Source organism: Bacillus cereus group sp. BfR-BA-01311 (assembly GCF_022664295.1).
Lineage (GTDB): Bacteria > Bacillota > Bacilli > Bacillales > Bacillaceae_G > Bacillus_A > Bacillus_A cereus.
This window is the reverse complement of record NZ_JAKUHC010000001.1, coordinates 528374-551543: the sequence shown is the minus strand read 5'-3', so window position 1 is coordinate 551543 and position 23170 is coordinate 528374. Positions and strand designations below refer to the sequence as shown.

The following is a 23170-nucleotide window of genomic DNA, read 5'->3' as shown; positions in this document are numbered from 1 at the left end:
GCCTCCTTTTTCGTTGTCCACACTATTGTATCATATGTACGAAACGACAAAATGCGTATATTTTTCATTTTTTTAACAAAATATTTATTTTATGTGATTCATCTACTGTAGCTAACATAATAGATTCGACTTCTGTACTCTCCTCTATAAATTCTCTCGCCCACGCTTCTTTTTTTCCTAATAATGCAAGAACATCTTTCTGTATCCTCCCATCCTTTACTAATACAAAAGAAACTGGAGATTTTTTTCCCGCCACTTTAAGATCAAGCCGCGAAACTGCTTCATATTCTGGATACCGAAATATAGAAACGACACCGTTCGCTTCCCATAATGCTAATTTAATCGTTTGAATATCGCTCACATTTCGCATACGAAGTTCCGAAAACAAATATTCCACGGTAATTCTCGCCTTTTTCAAATTGCTAAAATCAATGGAACCATTATGTATAAGAATAATAGGTGCAGGCTCTAAAAAACGTCTCCATCTATCCCATTTCAGCATTAAAACTGAGCTTATAATATGAAGTACAACGAGTATGAACGTTGTAATCATCGAGCCCAGTAACCCTACTTTTTCATCAGACAATGCATTAGAAATATTCCCACCAAGCAATAACACTAATACAACATCTAAAAAACGAAGTTATGCGATAGACCTTTGTCCCATCGCTTTCGCAACTAATATTAAAAATATGTATGCTATAATAGCCCGAATAACCCATTCACTACTAGAAAGATGCCGTGCTCCTTCAAAAATATGCATATGCATCATTTTGCACTCCTTACCCGTCTCAAACTGCTAACCTGTTTTAGTTTGCAACGTTTATGAGCATATATGTAAAAAAGCTGGTTCGTTTAAAAACGAACCAGCTTTTTTTACTTAACTGAAAACATATATTTTTTATACGTTTTCCGTACCGATAGTATGAGCCCCATCATAATCATATTCGAGAATAAGGAACTTCCCCCATACGATAAGAAAGGTAATGCAATACCTTTTACAGGCATTAATCCAACGATCATACCGATGTTTTGGAATATTTGAACTGTTAATATACCGATCGATCCAGCGCATAATAATGTACCAAATAAATTATCAGCGGAATAACCAATAATAATTGTTCGATATAGTAGTAATAGGAACAAGAAGACAACTAAGGCTGCTACGATAAATCCACCTTCTTCGGCAATTGTAGCGAAAATAAAGTCAGTATGCTTCTCTGGGATATAGACGCTTCCTCCCCCAAACCCTTTACCTTCCATTCCTCCACTACCTACAGCTAAAATCGATTGTTGCGTTTGATAACCTTGATCTGCATTTTCAAATGGATTTAACCAACCTACAATACGCGACTGTTGGTGAGGTTTTAGTAAAGTAACTAAATTATTATAGAAAAAATCTTGATACTTAAAGAAAATAAATATTAAAGCAGATAATATGGTCAACGGAATAACTGTACATAATGCTATCAATTTCTTTTGAATACCTGACATAAATAAAATACATGCAATAGCAGCAGCATATAAGAACACCATACCTGTATCAGGTTGACTATATACAACCGCCATAGGTGGAAGTGACACTAGCATAATTTTACCTACTAGCTTTAAATCTGTTTGGAATGTCCTTGCCATATACTGTGCATTATGTTTTACTGCTATACTCGCTACTACAAGTAGCAATGCAATTTTGAAAAACTCAGACGGCTGAATTTGTCCAAATACTGGGAAAACAAACCATCTTTTTGCACCTAATTTTTCAGGTGTAAAACCTGATGGTGGTAATACTTTCAAAAGAATAAGTGAAGCAAACCCAGCAATATAAAGCGGCCAAGATAATTTTTGTAACTGATCTAAATCAATGCTTGCAACAAGAAGTAACAATACAACCCCAATTATGTAGTTAACACCTTGTTTCATAGCAAAGTTTGCAGCTCCATACTGTCCCGTTTGCTGACTGCTATATATAGCAGCTATACTCGTCACACATAGTGCACACAAAATTAAAATTAATTTTACATCTAAACTTTTTAGAAACTCGGTACTTCTTTTCATGACATCCTCCTGAAACATTGTTACGGCAAAAATAAAAAACCAGGAGTCAACATTCTTCATGTTTTGACGACTGATTACACATTATCTATAAAACACTTATATAGAATAACTCTCTTTTTCATACAATACAATATATTATACTACAGTTTCATCAGTAAGATTTGCCAAAAAAATTATTCTTTTCTTATTTTATATCCATATACCATATATCAGCAATGTATTTTCGTAAATTCCTAATACATAATCGTTTATTGTAAGATTACTGGGAAAGATATTTATACATATAGTAGGATGTAGATGAAGAAATAAGATAATAAAAAGCTCGCATAAGCGAGCTTTTTATTAATATACAGATGTATTATTTTCTGACATGTTTTCTAAAATTTCTTTAACACGCCCTAAGAACTTACCACAAATTAAACCATCAAGTACTCGGTGATCAAGTGATAAACATAAGTTAACCATGTCACGAGCACCGAACATACCATTATCCATAATTACTGGGCGCTTTACAATTGATTCAACTTGTAAAATAGCCGCTTGTGGGTAATTAATAATACCCATAGATTGAACAGAACCGAATGATCCTGTGTTATTAATTGTAAATGTTCCACCTTGCATTTCGTCTGCTTTTAACGATTTCGTACGTACTTTTCCTGCAAGTTCTGTAATTTCACGAGCGATACCTTTAATTGTTTTCTCGTCCGCTTGCTTAATTACTGGTACAAATAGTTCTTCCTCTGTTGCAACAGCGATAGAAAGGTTAATATCTTTCTTCTGAACAATTTTATCGCCAGCCCACATTGAATTAATTTGAGGATACTCTTTTAACGCTTGTGCTACTGCTTTTACGAAGAAAGCAAAGAACGTTAAGTTAAAGCCTTCACGCTTCTTAAAGTCACCTTTAATTGAGTTACGGTATGACACAAGGTTTGTCACATCTACTTCAATCATCATCCAAGCATGCGGTGCTTCATGTTTACTACGTAACATGTTTGCTGCGATTGCTTTACGCACACCTGTTACTGGAATTTCGATATCTCCAGGCATTGTAGGTACAGAAACTGGTTTCGCAGCTTCTACTTTTTGCGCTATTGGTGCTGCTTTTGGTGCTTCTGGGCGAGCTTCTACTACTGCCGCTACAGCTTCCTCTTTCTTCGCTGCACCTGCTTGCGGAATATTTCCAGATTCCACTAGCTTTAAAATATCTTTACGAGTGATACGGCCGTTTGCTCCCGTACCTTCTACTAGATCTAAATCAACGTTATGCTCACCCGCAAGTTTTAACACAGCTGGTGAAAAACGTGGTTTTCCATCAGTTGGTTGTTTTACTTTCGGTGCTTTTTCAGACGTAGCTACTTCTGCCTTTGGTTCTTCTTTCGTTTTTTCTTCAACAGCTGTTGCTGCTACTTCATCTGCGCCTTCTACTTGAATCACACAAACTACTTCACCTACAGCTAACGTATCACCTTCACCAGCGATTAACTCTTTTACAATCCCCGTGAAAGAAGATGGTACTTCAGCATTTACTTTATCAGTCATTACTTCTGCAAGCGGATCATACTTGTTTACGTGATCGCCAACATTAACGAGCCATTTACTAATTGTGCCCTCTGTAACGCTCTCCCCGAGCTGAGGCATTGTAATATTTTCTACAGCCATGTATAGTCCCCCCGATTAAAATTCCGCAAGTTCACGCATTGCTTTTTCAACTTTATCTGGATTTACCATAAAGAATTTTTCCATTGTTGGTGCATATGGCATTGCTGGAACGTCTGGACCTGCAAGACGTGCGATTGGCGCATCTAAATCAAATAGACAGTTTTCAGCAATAATTGCTGCCACTTCACTCATAATGCTTCCTTCTTTATTGTCTTCTGTTACAAGAAGAACTTTACCTGTTTTAGAAGCTGCTTCAATGATTGCTTCTTTATCTAATGGATATACAGTACGTAAATCAAGAATGTGTGCAGAGATGCCATCTTGTGCTAACTTTTCAGCCGCTTGAAGAGCAAAATGAACACATAATCCGTACGTGATAACTGTAATATCATCACCTTCACGTTTTACATCTGCTTTTCCGATTGGTAATACGTAGTCATCCTCCGGCACTTCACCTTTAATTAAACGATATGCACGTTTATGTTCGAAGAATAATACTGGATCTTCATCACGAATGGCTGCTTTTAATAAGCCTTTTGCATCATATGGTGTAGAAGGGATAACGATTTTTAAACCTGGTTGGTTTGCAAACATCGCTTCTACAGATTGTGAATGATACAATGCACCGTGAACACCCCCGCCAAATGGTGCACGAATTGTAACTGGACAAGTCCAATCATTATTAGAACGATAACGAATTTTTGCTGCCTCAGAAACAATTTGGTTTACTGCTGGCATGATGAAATCAGCAAACTGCATTTCAGCGATTGGACGCATACCATACATTGCCGCACCAATTGCTACCCCAGCAATTGCAGATTCTGCAAGCGGTGCATCAAGCGCACGATCTTCACCAAATTGATCATACAAACCGTGTGTCGCTTTAAACACGCCACCTTTTTTACCAACATCTTCTCCTAAAACGAATACTTTCTCATCGCGTTCCATTTCTTCGCGCATTGCTAATGTAATAGCATCAATATAAGACATTACAGCCATGAAACGTTCCCCCCTATTCTGCGTATACGTGCTTCAATGCATCTTCAGGTGCTGCATACGGAGCATTTTCTGCATATTCTGTTGCTTCATTTACTATATGCATAATTTCGTCTAACATTTGTTTTTCCGATTCCTCAGTTAATACACCAGCTTCTTTTAAATAAGCCGCGAATGTTATAATTGAATCTTTTTTCTTTGCTTCTTCTACTTCTTCTTTATCACGATAAACACGATCATCATCGTCACTAGAATGTGCTGTTAAACGATATGATACTGTTTCAATTAAAGTTGGGCCTTCACCACGGCGACCGCGATCTGCTGCTTCTTTTACAGCTTTATATACTGCAAGCGGATCGTTTCCGTCTATTGTATATCCAGGCATACCGTAACCAATCGCACGATCTGATACGTTTTTACATGCTAATTGTTTTTCAACTGGAATAGAGATTGCATATTTGTTATTTTCACACATAAAAATAACAGGTAGTTTGTGTACACCAGCAAAGTTTGCCCCTTCATGGAAGTCACCTTGGTTTGAAGAACCTTCTCCAAATGTAACGAACGTTACTAAATCTTTCTTCTCCATTTTTCCAGCTAATGCAATACCAACTGCATGTGGTACTTGCGTTGTTACTGGAGATGAACCTGTAACAATACGATTTTTCTTTTGACCGAAGTGACCAGGCATTTGACGACCACCAGAGTTTGGATCTCCAGCTTTCGCGAAAGCAGACAACATAAGCTCTTTAGCTGTCATACCAAATGCTAGTACAACACCCATATCACGGTAGTATGGTAATGCATAATCTTTCTCTCTATCAAGAGCGAACGCCGCTCCAACTTGTGCAGCCTCTTGTCCTTGACAAGAAATTACGAATGGAATTTTACCAGCACGGTTTAATAACCACATACGTTCGTCGATTTTACGTGCAAGTAACATCGTACGGAACATTTCTAATACTTGCTCATCACTTAAGCCAAGCTCTTCATGGCGCTTTTCTTTTACTTCTGCCATTTTTCATAACCTCCTAAATCCACATTTTTATGCGTGTAACGCTCTTCCATCTACAGCAAGTGCTGCTTCACCAATCGCCTCAGATAATGATGGATGCGGATGAATTGTATGTGCTACTTCCCAAGGTGTTGCATCAAGTACTCTTGCAAGACCCGCTTCAGAAATCATATCTGTTACATGCGGTCCAATCATATGAACACCAAGAATGTCATTTGTCTCTTCATCAACTACAAGTTTTACGAAACCATCTGATTCTCCGTATACAAGTGCTTTTCCGATTGCGCGGAATGAGAACTTACCTACTTTTAACTTATAGCCTTTTTCTTTCGCTTCTTGTTCTGTTAAACCGACAGAAGCAACTTCCGGACTGCTATATACGCATTTTGATACCATAGAGTAATCGATTGGTGTAACTTCTTTCCCTGCAATATGTTCTACTGCAGCAATTCCTTCGTGAGAAGCAACGTGAGCGAGTTGCAGGCCACCGATTACATCTCCAATTGCGTAAATATGCGATTCTTTCGTTTGATAAAACTCATTTGTTTGAATGTATCCTTTTTCCACAACGATATCTGTATTCTCTAAGCCAATATTTTGCGTATTCGCTTGTCTTCCTACAGATACAAGCATTTTTTCTGCTTTAAATTCTTTATTTTCACCGTTGTGTTCAGCTTGGATTGTTACTCCATTATCTTTTACCAATGTTTCTGGTAATACTTTTGCACCAGTTACCACTTTAATACCTTTTTTCTTGAATAGACGTTGCATTTCTTTTGAAACGTCTTGATCTTCTAGTGGTAATATCGTTTTCGCATACTCTAATACTGTAACTTCTACACCGAAGTCAGCAAGCATAGATGCCCACTCAATACCGATTACACCGCCACCAACGATAATAATCGAACTAGGAAGCGTTTCCATTTTTAGAGCATGATCTGAAGACATTACGTACTCTCCGTCTAATTCTAAACCTGGTAATGAATTTGGACGAGAACCTGTTGCAATAAGTACATTTTTTGGAATTAACATTTCATTCTCTTCTCCACTTGCAAGTTCAACTGAAATTGTCCCTGGCATCGGAGAGAAAATAGATGGGCCAAGAATACGGCCAATACCTTCAAACACATCAATTTTACCTTGTTTCATTAAATGTTGAACGCCTTTATGAAGCTGCGTTACTATCTTCTCTTTACGCTCTTGTACTTTCGCAAAGTTTAGTTCTACATTGCTTGCAATAACTCCGAACTCTTCGCTTTTTTTAGCAGTTGCATATACTTCCGCACTACGTAAAAGAGCTTTACTAGGAATACATCCTTTGTGTAAACAAGTACCACCAAGATTTTCTTTTTCGACTAGTGCAGTTTTTAACCCTAGTTGTGATGCACGAATTGCAGCAACATATCCACCAGTACCGCCGCCAACGATGACTAAATCATATTCTTTTGCCATTATCTCAACCCCTAGCTACCGTTTCTTTTTCACGTACAACGTATTCTTTTGGAGCTTCTTCTTCACGTAATACACGAAGTGCTCCTTCTGCTAACGCTTCTAACTCATCTTCGCCTGGATGTACGATAACATCTGCAATCCAGTCCACTCGCTCTTTTATTTCATCGACAAGAATTTTACTGTATGCCAGTCCACCAGTTAATACGATTGCATCGATTTTCCCGTGAAGTACAGCGCTAGCTCCGCCAATCTCTTTTGCAACTTGATATGCCATTGCTTTATAAATAAGAGTTGCTTCAGGATCACCTTTTTCAACCATTTGCTCTACTTTAATCGCATCATTTGTACCGATTAAACTTACAAGTCCACCTTGTCCGACAAGTTTTTTAATCATTTCATCACGGTAATACTCACCAGAGAAACACATTTCTACTAGTTGCCCTACTGGTACTGTACCAGCGCGCTCTGGACTAAATGGTCCTTCTCCGTTTAAACCGTTATTCACATCGATTACTCTTCCTTTTTTATGAGCACCAACTGTAATACCGCCACCCATATGTGTAACTAATAAATTTAAATCCTCGTATTTGTGATTTAACTGTTCAGCTACTTTACGAGCAACTGCTTTTTGATTTAATGCATGGAAGATACTTTTGCGTTCCATACCAGCAATGCCACTTATACGAGCAACCGGTTCCATCTCATCTACAACGACAGGATCTACAATGAATGCAGGAATGTTTAATCCAGAAGCAATTTCATATGCTAAAATGCCTCCAAGGTTTGAAGCGTGATGACCGCTAAAGCCATTTTTCAAATCTTCTAACATCGCATCGTTTACTGTATACGTACCGCCTTCGATTGGACGAAGTAATCCACCACGCCCACAAACAGCGTTTAATTTTGAAATGTTAATACCATGAGAATGTAGAACTTCTAAAATCGTTTCTTTTCGAAACTCATATTGGTCGATAATTCTCTTATATTTTCCAATCTGTTCTACGTCATGACGAATCGTTTCTTCTAGAACGGGTCTTTCATTATCAAAAACACCAATTTTTGTGGATGTACTACCTGGGTTAATAACAAGAATTCGATTTACAGACAATGTTGCTACCTCCACTAATAAATTCAAAAGGAAGTGGAAACCTCATAAGAGGTAACCACACCTTTTGTAAAAGTTATATATGAATGATTAGCGACGGCTAATAATATCGTGACCGTTGCGTAAGTAAGTGCTACGAGAATTCTTCAAGCTTGCAATGCGCTCTTCAGCTAGACGATCTGCCGCTACATAAGTTGCTATGCCATCGCGTTTTGAAATTTCGATTACTTTTGCAATCGTGTCATAAATAGACTCAACACGTTTTAGTGCACGTTCTCTATTGTATCCATATAATTCGTCTGCTACGTTAATTACGCCACCTGCATTAATTACATAATCTGGTGCGTATACAATACCCATTTCATGAATGATGTCACCATGACGATCTTCTTTTAATTGGTTATTTGCAGAACCTGCGATTACTTTTGCTTTAAGTTGTGGAATAGTTTCATCATTAACTGTTGCGCCTAGTGCACATGGTGCGTAAATATCGCATTCAACACCGTAAATTTCATTTGGTTCAACTGCTGATGCACCGAATTCTTCTACAGCACGTTGTACAGCTTCTTTATTAATATCTGTAACGATTAATTTTGCTCCTTCAGCGTGTAAATGTTTGCATAGGTGATATGCTACGTTACCAACGCCTTGAACAGCAATTACTTTTCCTTCTAAATTGTCAGTACCGAAAGCTTCTTTTGCAGCTGCTTTCATACCACGGTAAACACCGTATGCAGTTACCGGAGATGGGTTACCAGAAGAACCGAATGATGGTGAGATACCTGTTACAAAGTCAGTTTCTTCATGGATAATATCCATATCATCTACTGTTGTACCAACATCTTCAGCTGTAATGTAACGTCCGTTTAGTCCTTGGATATAACGTCCTAGTGCACGGAACATTGCTTCGCTCTTATCTTTACGAGGATCACCGATAATTACTGTTTTCGCACCACCTAAGTTTAAACCAGCTGCTGCGTTTTTGTATGTCATCCCTTTTGCAAGACGCAATGCATCTTCAATCGCCGCTTCTTCAGAATCATATGTCCACATTCTTGTTCCACCAAGAGCCGGTCCAAGTGTTGTATCATGAATTGCAATAATTGCTTTTAAACCAGATTCTTTATCTTGACAAAATACTACTTGCTCATAATCATATTTTTCTAAGTATTCGAAGATTTCTAATGTCATTGTCGTTTCCCCCTAATGTTTTACCCTTTTTGGTTTATTTTGAAGCAGTCGCAACTGCCAATGCTAATGAATATACTTTTGTTTCTGCTGAATCAGCACGAGATGTTAAAACAATCGGTGCTTTTGCGCCAGCAATCATTGCTCCTACTTTTGCATCCGCAAAGTATACGAGTGATTTATATAGCACATTTCCAGCTTCAATCGTTGGGACGAGTAAAATATCTGCCTTACCTGCTACATCACTTACTATGCCTTTATGCTCTGCTGCAATTTGTGATACTGCATTATCTAAAGCAAGTGGTCCATCAACGATACAATCTTTAATTTGTCCGCGGCGATTCATTTGTGTTAACATCGCTGCATCAATTGTCGCCTGCATCGCTGGATTCACAACTTCTACTGCTGCAATTGGTGCCACTTTTGGCAAGTCGATCCCTATTGCCCGGGCAACTTCTACAGTATTTTGTATAATAGCAGCTTTTTGTGTTACATCAGGTGCGATGTTCATCGCTGCATCTGTAACGAAAATAAGACGATCGTAATTTGGAACTTCAAATGCTGCTACATGTGAAAGTACGCTACCTTTACGTAGGCCCCACTCTTTGTTTAACACAGCCTTCAAAATATTCGCTGTTGGGATGTTCCCCTTCATAAGCACGTCTGCTTCACCATTTCTCACAGCTTTAACAGAAAGTTCTGCAGCCTCTGCACTAGAAATTGCTGCAATCACTTCAACATGTTCTGAAGTTTGTAAACCATGTTCTTGTAGCATCCCCATTATTTTTTCTTGATTTCCATATAGACGAAATTGAGCTAACTGTAATTTAATTGCTTTCGCTACAGCTTCAATTACTTCATGATCTTCAGCTACTGCTACAGCTACAGTTTTTTTAGGCTGCCCTGCTGCTTGATCAATTAAGTATTCTAACTTCATATTTTGTAATCAACCCTTTCCGTCGTCCCTCGTCTATTTATAAAGCAAATACCGTGCCAACTTTTAAAAGTGGTCTTACCAATAATGAAAACGCATTCAAAATGCAGTAAAATCAATACTTTGGAAAATAACAAAAGATTCTGTCTTATTTTGTCACTTTTTGTATACCATGCAATAAATTGCACGGTACGCAATTTATTGCACGCTATTTTTTGCATGGTCATACTTTTCTAGCTTGTAATATAAATTTCGAACGGAAATTCCTAACGCTTTTGCAGTTTGCGTTTTATTCCCATCAAATCTCTCCAAATATTCATGAATAATATTCCCTTCAAACTCTGTCACTAAATGTTCAAGTGGCTTTTCTTCTAATTCAGGTAATAAATGAGATTGCTTTGACTCCACCTGCTCTTCGTTATGTAATGGCGGTAAATGGTGTACATCAATATAGGTCTCGTTATAATTCATAAAGATAATAGCTCTTCCCAGAATATTTTCAAGTTCCCTCACATTCCCTGGCCATTCGTATGATTGTAAATATAAAATGGCTGAATCAGTGAGCCCTTCTACATTACGACCGTAATCTTGATTAATTTTTTGAATCAATCTGTCCGCAATTGTCGGTATATCTCCTTTACGTTGACGAAGAGATGGAATTTGAATTGGGATTTTATTTAATCGATAATATAAATCCTCCCTAAACTTCCCTTCTAAAATAGCCTTTTCTAAATTCACATGCGTCGCTGCAATTACTCGAACATTAATAGGTATCGCTTTCGTTCCACCAACTTTTACAATTTCTTTTTCCTGCAGTACACGAAGGAGTTTCGCTTGTGTATTTGCAGACAACTCCCCTATTTCATCTAAAAAAATACTACCGTTATTTGCTTCCTCAAAGAACCCACGTTTCCCGCCTCTTTTCGCTCCAGAAAACGCCCCTTCCTCATAACCAAATAATTCACTTTCTAACAACGTCTCCGAAATGGCCGCACAGTTTACACGGACGAACTTATTGTATTTTCGATTACTTCCATTATGGATTGCATGTGCAAACAATTCTTTACCAGTCCCAGATTCACCGCGTAACAGTACTGTTGCTGGTGTATTTGCTCCTAGCTTCGCCTGTTCGATAGCTGCCGTTGTTTCATCTGAATTCCCGACAATATCATCAAATGAATATTTTGCTTCTAATGTGCGAATAATTTGCCTTGCTCTATTCAATTCATTTGTTAACTTTTGAATTTCCGACACGTCACGGATAACGCCGACGCTTCCTTTCAATATTCCATCCACAATGACTGGTGCCACGTTTACAATTACATCGCGCTTTTTTTGCCCAATCTTCATATGTATTCCGCGCACCGCACGACGCGTTCGAAGTACTTTCATATGCATACTTTCGCCTTCTACAATATCAGTTGTAGCAGGCTTCCCAATAATATCTTCTTCTGTTAAACCCGTTAATTTCGTATATGCCGGGTTAATGACTAAACCTCTTCCTTTTTCATCCACAACCGAAATTGCTTCTTCAGATGAGTTAATAATTGCCTCTAATAGTGTTTGAATTTCCTTTAAATCTGTAACTTCTTCCGCTAAATCTACAACTTCTGTTATATCTTTAAAAATTGCAAATGCCCCTTGTACCTCTCCGCCCTCTTTTAATATCGGTATACGCGTTGTAATAATTTTCTTTCCATTCTCTAATGTTAGTTCATAATTTACTTCTATTTGTTTCGTACGTATAATGCGAAGTAATTTACTAGTTGGAATGACTTCTAAAATATATTTTCCTATCGCCTCTTCTTTTTTATATCCGATAATACGCTCTGCACTTTTATTAAAAAGACGAACTTGTCCCTCTCGATCAATTACGATCATGCCGTCATGTGTAGAATTTAAAATTAATTCTCCTTGTTGCGTTTGTTCCTCTAATCGCCCAATTAGCCCTTCCTTCTCATGCGCTAATCCTGTAACAATTTTTGCGATATCACCTGGTATAAGAAGAGTGTCTTTTTTCTTTTTTTCCAATAAAACCTTATGCATATCATCTTCACCTGTCATATCAAATATTACATCGATATGCATAGAAAGAAATGGAGTTACATTCTCTCCAATTGCAATCCCGTATTCCTTAGCAATTTGCAATCCTTTTGCCAACGGATTTATATCAATAATCCCTATAATTTGAAATATATTCGAACTTTGTAACAGATTCAGCAGTGCGCTCCCGCCTTCACCTGCACCAACAATTAATACTTTTTGTTTCATATATTCCACTTCCTCTCGAAGTAACTCTGCAAATTTTTTCACACCCTTATCTTACTCGTTCAGCACCCTCTTGACAAACCCCCTTTCCGTATAACATCATTAAAATATACGAAATAATCTGAAAAGGAGCGTTATGTATGCAGCGTTACGTTGCTCTACTATTAGCACTCATCCCTATTTCATTAGCTGTGTTTGGTATAAAGTTAATGAGAGATACTGTATTCGGGATTCTATTTCCACCAATCTCTATACTGTGGTTACAATTTTTAATCGGCGCTCTCTGCTTCGGGCTCGGGTTTTATATCTTCGGTGGCTTCGTCTTGCACCGAGACCGTAAACGAAATAAAGTACAAGCTCGCTTTAGAAGATAGGAATGCCCCACTATTTATAAATAAAAAAATGAGACCGTTACACGCGGTCTCATTTTTTTATTGGCATTAACGTTCTTGCCGTTTCAGGGTAATCAGTAATAATCGCCGATATATTCATATCAAAATATTTACGCATAAGCGTTTCTTCATTAATTGTATAAGGGCGAACCTCTACACCACTTTCCATCGTTAGTTCGGCAATAGCATCTTGAAGGTAACGATAATTCGGATGTACTGCTGTAGCCCCCATTTTTTTCGCGTATGCCCACGGACTATGCAAACCTTCGCGATATAAAATTGCTGTTTGAATATCAGGAGCCATCATATGGCACCGTTTCATACTGTAGTGATTAAACGAAGAAAATACAACGCGATCCTCTAGACTAAATTTCCGTACAAGCGTTATAACTTCTTCCTCTAAACCTCTGTATGGAATTTTATTATTTTTAAGTTCAATATTAAGTAGCAAACTCGTTTGTTCAAGCCATTCTAATACCTCTTCTAAAAGTGGTATTTTACAAAAACCTACTTTATCACCAAATTTATAACTTGCATCTAACTTGCATAAGTCCTCATATACATAATTCCGAACCGCGCCTTTTCCATTTGTTGTCCGGTCCACCGTTTCATCATGAATGACGACAACTTTTCCATCTTTCGTTAATTGAACATCAAGTTCAATTCCATCCGCTCTAAAAGACTCAGCCGCTTCAAATGAAATCATTGTATTTTCTGGGTACGTTCCAGCCGCACCACGATGTGCAAATATAAGAGTCATCCTCACTCCCCCAATCTTATGCTATACTATACGAAAAAGGAGGTACTTCTATGAGACCATTACAAATCTCTCCAGATACTGCAGTCCGCTTATCAAAAGCACTAGGTGTTCCACTTGAACAACTCATGCATATGCCGCAGCACATTTTAATTCAAAAGCTAGTTGAATTAGAAAAACAAAATAAAGACGAAGAATAATACAGTCCTGTTTTGCAGGACTTTTTATTATTTTCTATTATATCACGGATGCCTTTCCTACTAAAATCCTTTAACAGATGTACTACGATGTGATTTAGCCGTTCCTTCATCATTTAATAATGAATCACATCTTTTCTTTTTTTGTTACACGTCATAAAGAAAGCAGACTATTTATTTATAAGTCCCCATTGCGTCCTAAAAACACGATCATAAAAAAACTAGAAGCCCTTTATATTATTTTTTATTGAACGTGCGGAGCATCCCCTGATTCGTATAGTTCTTTCGCTTTTTCCTCCCCGAATGTAGTTAAAATATAATGTTGCTCTTCTAACGCATCCATTGCTCTAGTTGCTTTACAAACGCTATCTTCTTGAGCATCCGAGAAATAATTGTGATCTTCTACAATTTTACTAAAATCTTTTTTCGCCCATCTATCAGCAATTGCTAAAAGTTCATTTTTCTTCGTAAAGCTACTCTTATTTATAATTTCTTTTAATTTTTTAGCATTACTTTGAATCATTGGGATAGAGCCCGATTTTCGTTCTGCCACCACTTTTTGATGAGTCATGCGATGCATCGCTGTAATGACTTCGCTTTCAGTAGAATTTTCAGTAACATACACATCAACAAAGACCCCATCCACCTCTCTACCTACTATTGTTTGGTCTTCTTTTTTATCTATTTGAGCGCTCACTTCTTTATCTACTGGATTATCTGCAAGTTCTAACATTCCAAATGTAACTGCAATAGCAAGAACTCCCATAGCTGCTACTATTCCTAGCCAAGTTGAAATCTTATTTTCCATTCCCCTTCTCCCTATCTATATCTATTTTATTACCTTATAAAAAAACTCACTTACATGTAATATTACTAAAAATAGGTTTTATTTCCCATGATATCAAATAATCTCTTTTTCTCAACAAAATAAAAAGACCAACGAATTATAACATTCATTGGTCTTTCATTAAAAAGTTTATTGGCTTTAAAATTAACATCGAGCATAGCGTTCCAGCATACATCGGTTTTACTAAAACGAAAACCCATTGCTACTTCTACTCTCAACTAGCTTTATGTTCAAGTCTCAGCTTATCCGCAACCATTGCGATGAACTCAGAATTCGTAGGTTTTGCTTTTGACATGGATACTGTATAACCGAATAAGGACGAAATAGAATCAATATTCCCACGGCTCCAAGCTACTTCAATTGCGTGACGAATTGCGCGCTCCACACGGCTTGCTGTGGTATTATATTTCTTTGCGATATCTGGATACAATACTTTCGTAATCGATCCTAATAATTCGATATCATTGTATACCATGGAGATTGCTTCTCGTAAATACATATATCCTTTAATATGAGCGGGTACACCAATTTCATGAATGATACTCGTAATACTCGCATCTAAGTTTTTCGGTTTTCCATCTACTGTTGTTGCTGATCGGAATGATGGTAGTGGACGCTTAATCATAGCATTTGCTTTACCACTCACTTGACGAATATGACTCGTTAAATTCTCCATATCAAATGGTTTTAATATGAAATATGAGGCACCTAAGTCAACTGCTTTTTTCGTCACATCTTCTTGGCCAAATGCTGTCAACATAATTACGCTAGGCTGTTTTAACCTTTCAATATGTCGCATTTTCTCCAATACAGCTAAACCATCTAAGTGTGGCATAATAATGTCTAAAACGAGTACATCAGGTTGCTTATCTGTTAATAAGTTTAAACACTCTTGACCATTATAAGCAGTACCGATTACTTCCATATCATCTTGAGCGGCTACATAGCTCTCTAACATTGATACTAGTTCTTTATTATCATCCACAAGACATACTTTAATTTTCTCCACAGCTTTTCCTCCCTTACCGAATCGATTCTCCGACATGTGTATCCTTCTAGGCTACATGAATTGTTCGACAATTGTGTGAAAATTCCCTTTTAAAGTTTCTTACTTTCCGATAAAATCACAAAAAAATATGTTTATCGTTCATTTATTCCCTTTCGCAACACATTCCATCATAGAAATACAACGAAACGTTCAACCCTTTCCTTTTATTTTACAACAAAAAACACCTCTTGCGGAGCTTTTACAAAATTTCAACGAATTTTTCAACAGAAAAAGCGAGCTAATAATATATATTAGCTCGCTTTTTTCTCTTGATCATAAATATTAATTCCAGCTTGATGTAACATCCATTCAATATGAACACCATATCCTGATGTTGGATCATTTACAAATACATGTGTAACAGCACCAATTACTTTTCCATTTTGTACAATTGGACTTCCGCTCATTCCTTGTACGATACCGCCCGTTTTCGCTAATAGACGTTTATCTGTTACTTTTATTACCATACCCTTTGTGGCTGGGAATTTTTGCTGCACTGTACTAACGACTTCAATATCAAACGCTTCTACTTTATCTTGATCAATAACTGTTAATATTTTTGCCGGTCCTTCTTTTACTTGATGAGATAATGCGATAGGCATTGCTTTATCCATTATACCGTTTTTCATATTCGTATTTAATTTTCCAAAAATACCATATGGACTATTAATTGTAATATTGCCAATCACTTCACGGTCTGGTGAGAATCTTGCTAATTTCTCCCCTGGATTCCCATGACTACCTCTTTCAATTGATGTAACTGTCGAGCGCATAATTTGTCCATCTTCGACTTGAATCGGCTTTTTCGTATCATTATCAGAAATAACATGACCAAGTGCCCCATATTTCATAGAATCTGGATGAACAAATGTCATCGTTCCAATTCCAGCTGCCGAATCACGGATATACAAGCCAATTCGATAAGACGATTCACCGTTGTCTTTTTGTGGAGTTAGCTTCGTACGAATATATTTTCCATCTCTTAACAATACAAGATTAAGCGGTTCACCTGTTTCTCCACTATTATGAATAAACGGTGCTACATCACTCATTCTTTCAATTGTTTTACCATTAATTTCAGTAATCATATCTCCAATTTGTACACCTGCTGTTTCACCAGGAGATATTTTACCTTTTTCAGTTTGAATTAAATGATGGCCTACAACAAGTACACCTTTTGTATTTAATTTCACACCAATTGATTGTCCACCTGGAATCACTTTAAAATCTTTTAACACTTTCACATTTACTTTTTTTACTGGAAAACCAGCAAGCTGAAATACCATATCAGCTTCACCATTTTGATGAGAATTTACCATAAGTCCTTGTTTTTGTTCATTCGAACTCACTGTAAATACATGACGATTTGTGGATGAAGCTTTGAAAACTGGTAATGATGATATTTCTGATTGTTGTCCTTCAAAAACAACAAGTTGTTTCGGTGATGAAATAAACGTTCGAAGCGGTTTAAAACATCCAATAAAAACTAAAGAAACAAGGAGACAAAGACCTATTATTTTTCGAAATTTTTCTAATTTCAACTTGTTCACTCTCCTCGCTCCTACCCCACATTCAGCCTCTTGGCTTCACTTTTTAATCTCTCCTTGCAGTGCTTTATTTATAACCGGAAGAATTAAGAAATCGTCATTTGAGAAAAAAAGCTATCCATTACTGGATAGCCTCTGCTGTCTGTTTAAAATGATGCGCTTGCGTAAGTAATTCTTTCGCATGCTCTGTCGTTAAATCTGTGATTTCCACACCAGAAATCATTCGAGCTATTTCTGTTACTTTATCCTCCATAGTTAAAACAGTAACCGATGTAATTGTCCGATCATTCGCTACTTGTTTTCGAATAAATAAATGTGAATCTGCCATTGAAGCTACTTGAGGTAAGTGCGTAATACAAAGTACTTGCGAGTTTACTGATACTCGATAAATTTTTTCCGCAATAGCCTGTGCGACCCGGCCACTTACACCCGTATCCACTTCATCAAAAATAACAGATGCAACCCCTTGATGCTTAGAAAAAATGCTTTTTAAAGCTAAAATGATACGAGATAACTCTCCGCCAGATGCAACCTTTGAAAGTGGTTTTAGCGGCTCTCCTGGGTTCGTTGAAATATAAAATTCCACATGATCGTAACCATCCGCCGTAAGTCTTACCGGCGCACCTTCCACAAGGGGCTCTTCTACATTTCCTTCTCTCTTCATAATTCTCACTTCAAATTTCGTTTTTTCCATATATAATTCTTTTAATTCCTGATGAATTGCATTTGTAAGGTGTTCTGCAAGCTCATGACGCATATTACTTAACAACGTTGCTTCTTTCAGAATAACACTTTCTAATTCCTTCAACTGTTTCTTCGTCGTTTCAATATGAACGTCTTTATTTTCAATCGTAAAAATTTCCTGTTCAATTTTATCAGCATACGCTAAAATCTCTTCTACAGTATTTCCATATTTTCTCTTTAGCATACGAATTTCATTCAAACGTGTTTCGATTTCATCTAAACGATTTGGATCATATTCCATCATATCGAGCTTTTCTCTCAGTTGATAGGCAACCTCTTCTAATAAGTAATAGCTATTTGCAATTGAATCATGATTCTCCTGATACACTTCATCTAAATGTGTAATACTTTCCATTTGCCCCATTGCACTTCTTACATTATCTAACCCTTGTCCGTCGGCACTTAACGAACGATATGCATCACCTAACGCTTTATAAATCTTTTCAAAATTAGAAATTTGCAATCGTTCCTCAGTTAATTCATTTTCTTCATCCATCTTTAAATCCGCCTTGCGAATTTCTTCATGCTGAAATTGAATTAAATCTAAGCGATGTGCCATTTGTTGCTCATTTTCACTTAACGATTTCAATTGTTTTTTTAATTTTTCATAGTCAGCGTATACGTTTTGATATATGTCTAATTGTTTAACGATTCGATCCCCATCAAAGTGATCAAGCATAAACAGATGTCGTTCTTCATTCATTAAATCTTGCGTTTCGTGCTGTCCATGAATATCAACAAGTGTTTTCCCAATTTCTTTTAATATGCTAAGTGTAACAAGCTTCCCATTTACACGACATACACTCTTCCCGTTCGCAGCAATATCACGCTTTAAAATAATCATGCCATCTTCTATTTCTATATCTAACTCTTCTGCCTTTTCAATACATGGATGCTTCTCATCTTCAACATAAAATAGCCCTTCAATCTCAGCCTTCTCTGTTCCATATCGAACAAATTCTGCTGATCCACGGCCACCTACAAGTAAACTAATTGCATCAATAATAATCGATTTTCCGGCCCCTGTTTCACCGCTTAAAACCGTTAAACCTTTTTGAAAAGAAATATTTAATGCTTCAATAATAGCAAAGTTTCTAATCGATAATTCCGATAACAATGCCCCATTCACCTCGTTATAAAATAATCCCTTACTAAAGGATTTTCTCAGTTCTTCATTCAAATAATCATGCTATATATTTGTATGTATATACTCTTCTAACCCGCTTCATTGTACCAAACATTTGTTTTACGGGTCAATCCATCTATTTTCTAACTTTATGCAAACAAAATATTATATTACAATTGAAAATTCATATTTTTAACCAATAAAAATATCTTGTTCACTTTCCACTTTACGATGGAAAGCAAACAAGATTTTTTGTTACAACATATTTAAGAAACGATCAGAGACAACACCTGTATCGTCAGGTGTACGGCAAATAATTAAGCAAGTATCATCACCACAGATGGTTCCGATGATCTCATCCCACTCTAAATGATCAATAAGTGCTCCAAGTGAATGAGCGTTACCAGGCAATGTTTTTAGCACAAGCATATGTCCTGCCGTGTCTAATTTTACAAATGAATCCACTAGATTTCGTTTTAATTTTTGTAACGGGTTAAATCGTTGATCTGCTGGCAAGCTATATTTATAGCGCCCATCATGTAATGGCACCTTCACTAAGTGCAGTTCTTTAATATCGCGCGATACTGTTGCTTGCGTTACATTAAATCCCTCATTACGTAAAATATCAACTAATTCATCTTGTGTTTCAATTTCTTTGTTTGCAATAATTTCCCTGATTTTAATATGGCGCTGACCTTTATTCATACATTTGCACCTCACACTATCTCTTACCATAGTTTAAACATTGGTATACTTCACTTATTTATGTTAACTTATAATTCGTTTCTTGTACACAATTGTTTTTACAATCATTATACAATTACAGCAAAAAGAGGAACAACATATGTTATTCCCCTTTCCCTTTTTGTTTTAGAACTTCATGCGCTTCTGTAACAACTTGCTCTATAGAAATCGGAGAATGATTTTCGCCATTCTCACGTTCACCATGCCATTTCAGATGAATTAAAAATTCAATATTACCATCCCCACCCGTAATTGGTGAGAATGTTAAACCTTCCACATCATAGCCTTCTTTTAAAGCAAACTCGACAATCATTTCTACAACAGCTTCATGTACTTTTCTATCGCGAACGATACCTTTTTTCCCAACTTGCTCTCTTCCAGCTTCAAACTGCGGTTTAATTAACGCTGCTACATCTCCGTTAGGCATAAGCATTGTTTTTAAAACTGGCAGTATAAGCTTTAATGATATAAATGAAACATCAATACTTGCAAATTGAGGTAAACCACGTTCTAAGTCTGCTGGTGTCACGTAACGGAAGTTTGTTCGTTCCATTACAACAACACGCTCATCTTGACGTAATTTCCACGCTAGTTGATTGTATCCTACATCTAATGCATAAGATAATTTCGCTCCATTTTGAAGCGCGCAATCTGTAAAGCCACCAGTTGATGAACCAATATCTATCATAACTTTATCTTGTAAATCAAGATGAAATGTCTCTAATGCCTTTTCAAGTTTATAACCACCACGACTTACATACGGCATAACTTGTCCCTTCACCGTAATCTCAGTATCTTGCGAGATTTTCTCTCCTGGCTTATCAAGTCTCATCTCATTCGCATATACGAGTCCGGCCATAATGGCGCGCTTTGCTTTCTCACGCGTTTCTATAAGTCCTCGCTCTACTAATAGTACATCTACTCTTTCTTTTTTTACGCTCATTTGTTACGCCCTTTTTTGTTTTGATGGAATCATTGTATGAATACGGTCTACAACAGCATCTGTCGTTAAACCAATTTCTTCTAATAATTTTGTTACACTTCCGTGCTCTATGAAGCGGTCTGGAATACCCATTCGTTCAACCAATGCACTATGGTAACCATTTTCAGATGCAAATTCAACTACTCCTGTTCCAAAACCACCGATTAAACAAGCTTCTTCAATCGTTAAAATCGGTATATTCTTTCCTAGAAGATCATGTAAATATGCTTCATCCATTGGTTTAATAAAGCGAGCATTCACTACTTTCACTGAAACCCCAGCTTTTTCAAGACGCTCAGCTGCTTCCATTGCCATTGGTATTGTCGTACCAAACGTTAAAATAGCTGCTTGTGTACCCTCTTTTAACGTCTCCCACGTACCGATTGGAATCGCCTTTAATTCTTCATCCATATGAACGCCAAGTCCATTACCGCGCGCATAACGCAATGCGATTGGTCCATCTTCATATTGCATCGCCGTATAAACTAAATGTTGACCTTCATTTTCATCTTTCGGCATCATAAGCACCATATTCGGCAAGTGACGTAAGAATGAGATATCAAATACGCCTTGATGCGTTTCACCATCTGCTCCTACTAATCCCGAACGATCTATTCCGATGAAAACATTTAAATTTTGGCGGCATATATCATGAACAACTTGGTCATATGCTCTTTGTAAAAATGTTGAATAAATCGCTAAGAATGGCTTCATTCCTTGCGTTGCCATACCTGCTGCCATTGTTGTAGCATGCTGTTCTGCGATACCTACATCAATCATACGATCTGGGAATTCTTTTTGGAATTTCTCAAGTTTTGATCCAACAGGCATTGCAGGTGTAATTGCTACGATACGCTCATCTGCTCTCGCTAGCTTAAGTACTGTTTCACTAACGACAGCACTCCATGCTGGTGCAACTTCTTTCGGCTTAACGAAGTCACCTGATTCAATTTTATAAGGTCCTGTTCCATGCCAAGTTCCAATAACGTCACTCTCAGCCGGTTTATAACCTTTTCCTTTTTTCGTAATAACGTGAACGAGTACTGGGCCTTTTGTTTTCTTTGCATATTGCAACGTTTCGAATAACTTTTCATAATCATGCCCATCGACTGGACCTAAATATGTAAAGCCTAACTCTTCGAAAAAGACACCAGATACTAGTAAATATTTAAGACTATCTTTTATTTTCTCTGCTGTCGCAGCCACTTTCCCGCCAACTGCTGGAATTTTCTTTAATATATACTCTAATTCATCTTTTACCCAGTGATATTTTCCTGCGGTACGTAAACGACCGAGCACATTATGAAGCGCACCAACGTTTGGTGCAATTGACATTTCATTATCATTCAAAATAACAATCATATCTGTTTTTTCATGTCCAATATGGTTCAATGCCTCTAAAGCCATTCCGCCTGTTAAAGCACCATCTCCAATAATTGGTATAACATATTCTTTCGTTTTCTTTAAATCACGTGCCAGAGCCATTCCCATTGCAGCCGATAACGAAGTCGAGCTATGACCAGTTTCCCATACATCGTGCTCACTCTCACAACGTTTCGGGAAACCACATAGACCTTGATATTGCCTTAATGTGCCAAACTCTTTCGCGCGTCCAGTTAAAATTTTATGTACATAGGATTGATGTCCTACATCCCATAAAAATTTATCTTGCGGGCTATCAAATAATTTGTGCAGAGCAATTGTGAGTTCTACTACACCTAAATTAGGTGCAATATGTCCACCTGTTTGAGAGAGCTCTTCAATTAAAAACTTACGAATATCCTCACTCAATCCCTCTAGTTCACTGATAGACATATCTTTCAAAAAACTAGGGTTTTGAATTTGCGTTAGATCCACATGGATCACTCACTTTCATTTCATAATCTGTCAACATGTCAAATATTATAAAAAACATTTACACAAAACAAGAAATTCTCTTTTCTATTTTTCGTCTTGTCCCGCTATTAACCAGTCTATTGCGCCTTAATCCTATTATAAACCATATTTCTTTAGGCGATGAAAAAAATAGCCGCTAACACGAAGTGATAACGGCAATGTAATCTACATATATTTTTGCCAATAACAAGAAAAGAAAAACCTTTTCCTACATT

At 37.1% G+C, this 23170-nt stretch carries 19 protein-coding genes and 1 pseudogene; 2 read left to right on the top strand and 18 right to left on the bottom strand.

The window, feature by feature from the left end; genetic code table 11:
- Positions 1 to 64: 64 nt before the first annotated feature.
- From MR136_RS02955 to MR136_RS02910, 10 genes and pseudogenes are all read right to left on the bottom strand, one after another.
- Positions 65 to 769: pseudogene (locus MR136_RS02955) on the bottom strand (DUF421 domain-containing protein).
- 107 nt (positions 770 to 876) lie between these two features.
- The gene (locus MR136_RS02950; RefSeq protein ID WP_000831181.1) at positions 877 to 2055 is read right to left on the bottom strand and encodes an FtsW/RodA/SpoVE family cell cycle protein; all 1179 of its coding nucleotides are present in this window, start codon (positions 2053 to 2055) and stop codon (positions 877 to 879) included.
- Positions 2056 to 2397: 342 nt separating this feature from the next.
- The gene (locus tag MR136_RS02945) at positions 2398 to 3717 is read right to left on the bottom strand and encodes a dihydrolipoamide acetyltransferase family protein (protein WP_017673565.1); all 1320 of its coding nucleotides are present in this window, start codon (positions 3715 to 3717) and stop codon (positions 2398 to 2400) included.
- 15 nt (positions 3718 to 3732) lie between these two features.
- Positions 3733 to 4716, bottom strand: coding sequence for a 3-methyl-2-oxobutanoate dehydrogenase subunit beta (bfmBAB, locus tag MR136_RS02940; protein WP_000290071.1), 984 nt, complete (start codon positions 4714 to 4716; stop codon positions 3733 to 3735).
- A 13-nt stretch (positions 4717 to 4729) separates the two neighbouring features.
- On the bottom strand, positions 4730 to 5731 hold the full coding sequence (bfmBAA, locus tag MR136_RS02935) for a 3-methyl-2-oxobutanoate dehydrogenase subunit alpha (protein ID WP_000852551.1): 1002 nt from the start codon (positions 5729 to 5731) through the stop codon (positions 4730 to 4732).
- Between the two features lie 27 nt (positions 5732 to 5758).
- A complete protein-coding gene (gene lpdA / locus MR136_RS02930) occupies positions 5759 to 7180 on the bottom strand; it encodes a dihydrolipoyl dehydrogenase (protein WP_001051289.1) in 1422 nt (473 codons plus the stop codon).
- Positions 7181 to 7184: 4 nt separating this feature from the next.
- Entirely contained in the window at positions 7185 to 8288 is a 1104-nt protein-coding gene (gene buk / locus MR136_RS02925; RefSeq protein ID WP_000115781.1) for a butyrate kinase, read from the bottom strand.
- Positions 8289 to 8375: 87 nt separating this feature from the next.
- Positions 8376 to 9476, bottom strand: coding sequence for a leucine dehydrogenase (locus MR136_RS02920; RefSeq protein ID WP_000171355.1), 1101 nt, complete (start codon positions 9474 to 9476; stop codon positions 8376 to 8378).
- 34 nt (positions 9477 to 9510) lie between these two features.
- The gene (gene yqiS / locus MR136_RS02915; protein WP_017673564.1) at positions 9511 to 10410 is read right to left on the bottom strand and encodes a phosphate butyryltransferase; all 900 of its coding nucleotides are present in this window, start codon (positions 10408 to 10410) and stop codon (positions 9511 to 9513) included.
- A gap of 195 nt (positions 10411 to 10605) precedes the next feature.
- Positions 10606 to 12678: a sigma 54-interacting transcriptional regulator gene (locus tag MR136_RS02910; protein ID WP_242259253.1), complete on the bottom strand. Its 2073-nt coding sequence runs from the start codon at positions 12676 to 12678 to the stop codon at positions 10606 to 10608.
- Positions 12679 to 12815: 137 nt separating this feature from the next.
- Here MR136_RS02910 and MR136_RS02905 point away from each other — a divergent pair, with 137 nt between their 5' ends.
- A complete protein-coding gene (locus MR136_RS02905) occupies positions 12816 to 13049 on the top strand; it encodes a DUF2627 domain-containing protein (protein ID WP_001190211.1) in 234 nt (77 codons plus the stop codon).
- A 49-nt stretch (positions 13050 to 13098) separates the two neighbouring features.
- Here MR136_RS02905 and MR136_RS02900 read toward each other — a convergent pair whose 3' ends face one another.
- Entirely contained in the window at positions 13099 to 13827 is a 729-nt protein-coding gene (locus tag MR136_RS02900; RefSeq protein ID WP_061457699.1) for a glycerophosphodiester phosphodiesterase, read from the bottom strand.
- Between the two features lie 50 nt (positions 13828 to 13877).
- Here MR136_RS02900 and MR136_RS02895 point away from each other — a divergent pair, with 50 nt between their 5' ends.
- Entirely contained in the window at positions 13878 to 14024 is a 147-nt protein-coding gene (locus tag MR136_RS02895) for a YycC family protein (protein ID WP_001247671.1), read from the top strand.
- A gap of 241 nt (positions 14025 to 14265) precedes the next feature.
- Here MR136_RS02895 and MR136_RS02890 read toward each other — a convergent pair whose 3' ends face one another.
- From MR136_RS02890 to dxs, 7 genes are all read right to left on the bottom strand, one after another.
- The gene (locus tag MR136_RS02890) at positions 14266 to 14829 is read right to left on the bottom strand and encodes a PRK06770 family protein (RefSeq protein WP_061457700.1); all 564 of its coding nucleotides are present in this window, start codon (positions 14827 to 14829) and stop codon (positions 14266 to 14268) included.
- A 253-nt stretch (positions 14830 to 15082) separates the two neighbouring features.
- Positions 15083 to 15877, bottom strand: a complete 795-nt coding sequence (spo0A, locus tag MR136_RS02885; protein ID WP_011110369.1) for a sporulation transcription factor Spo0A — start codon at positions 15875 to 15877, stop codon at positions 15083 to 15085.
- Between the two features lie 290 nt (positions 15878 to 16167).
- Positions 16168 to 17466 carry a SpoIVB peptidase gene (gene spoIVB / locus MR136_RS02880; protein WP_002000940.1) on the bottom strand — a complete coding sequence of 433 codons (1299 nt, stop codon included), beginning with the start codon at positions 17464 to 17466 and terminating at the stop codon, positions 16168 to 16170.
- Positions 17467 to 17584: 118 nt separating this feature from the next.
- Complete coding sequence (gene recN / locus MR136_RS02875; RefSeq protein ID WP_000947768.1) at positions 17585 to 19324, bottom strand: DNA repair protein RecN; 1740 nt, start codon at positions 19322 to 19324, stop codon at positions 17585 to 17587.
- Between the two features lie 264 nt (positions 19325 to 19588).
- Positions 19589 to 20038: an arginine repressor ArgR gene (gene argR / locus MR136_RS02870; RefSeq protein WP_001032580.1), complete on the bottom strand. Its 450-nt coding sequence runs from the start codon at positions 20036 to 20038 to the stop codon at positions 19589 to 19591.
- 142 nt (positions 20039 to 20180) lie between these two features.
- Positions 20181 to 21020 (bottom strand): TlyA family rRNA (cytidine-2'-O)-methyltransferase, encoded by an 840-nt coding sequence (locus MR136_RS02865; RefSeq protein WP_000111875.1) that lies wholly within the window; start codon positions 21018 to 21020, stop codon positions 20181 to 20183.
- Between the two features lie 3 nt (positions 21021 to 21023).
- The gene (gene dxs / locus MR136_RS02860) at positions 21024 to 22916 is read right to left on the bottom strand and encodes a 1-deoxy-D-xylulose-5-phosphate synthase (RefSeq protein ID WP_000366452.1); all 1893 of its coding nucleotides are present in this window, start codon (positions 22914 to 22916) and stop codon (positions 21024 to 21026) included.
- Between the last annotated feature and the right edge of the window lie 254 nt (positions 22917 to 23170).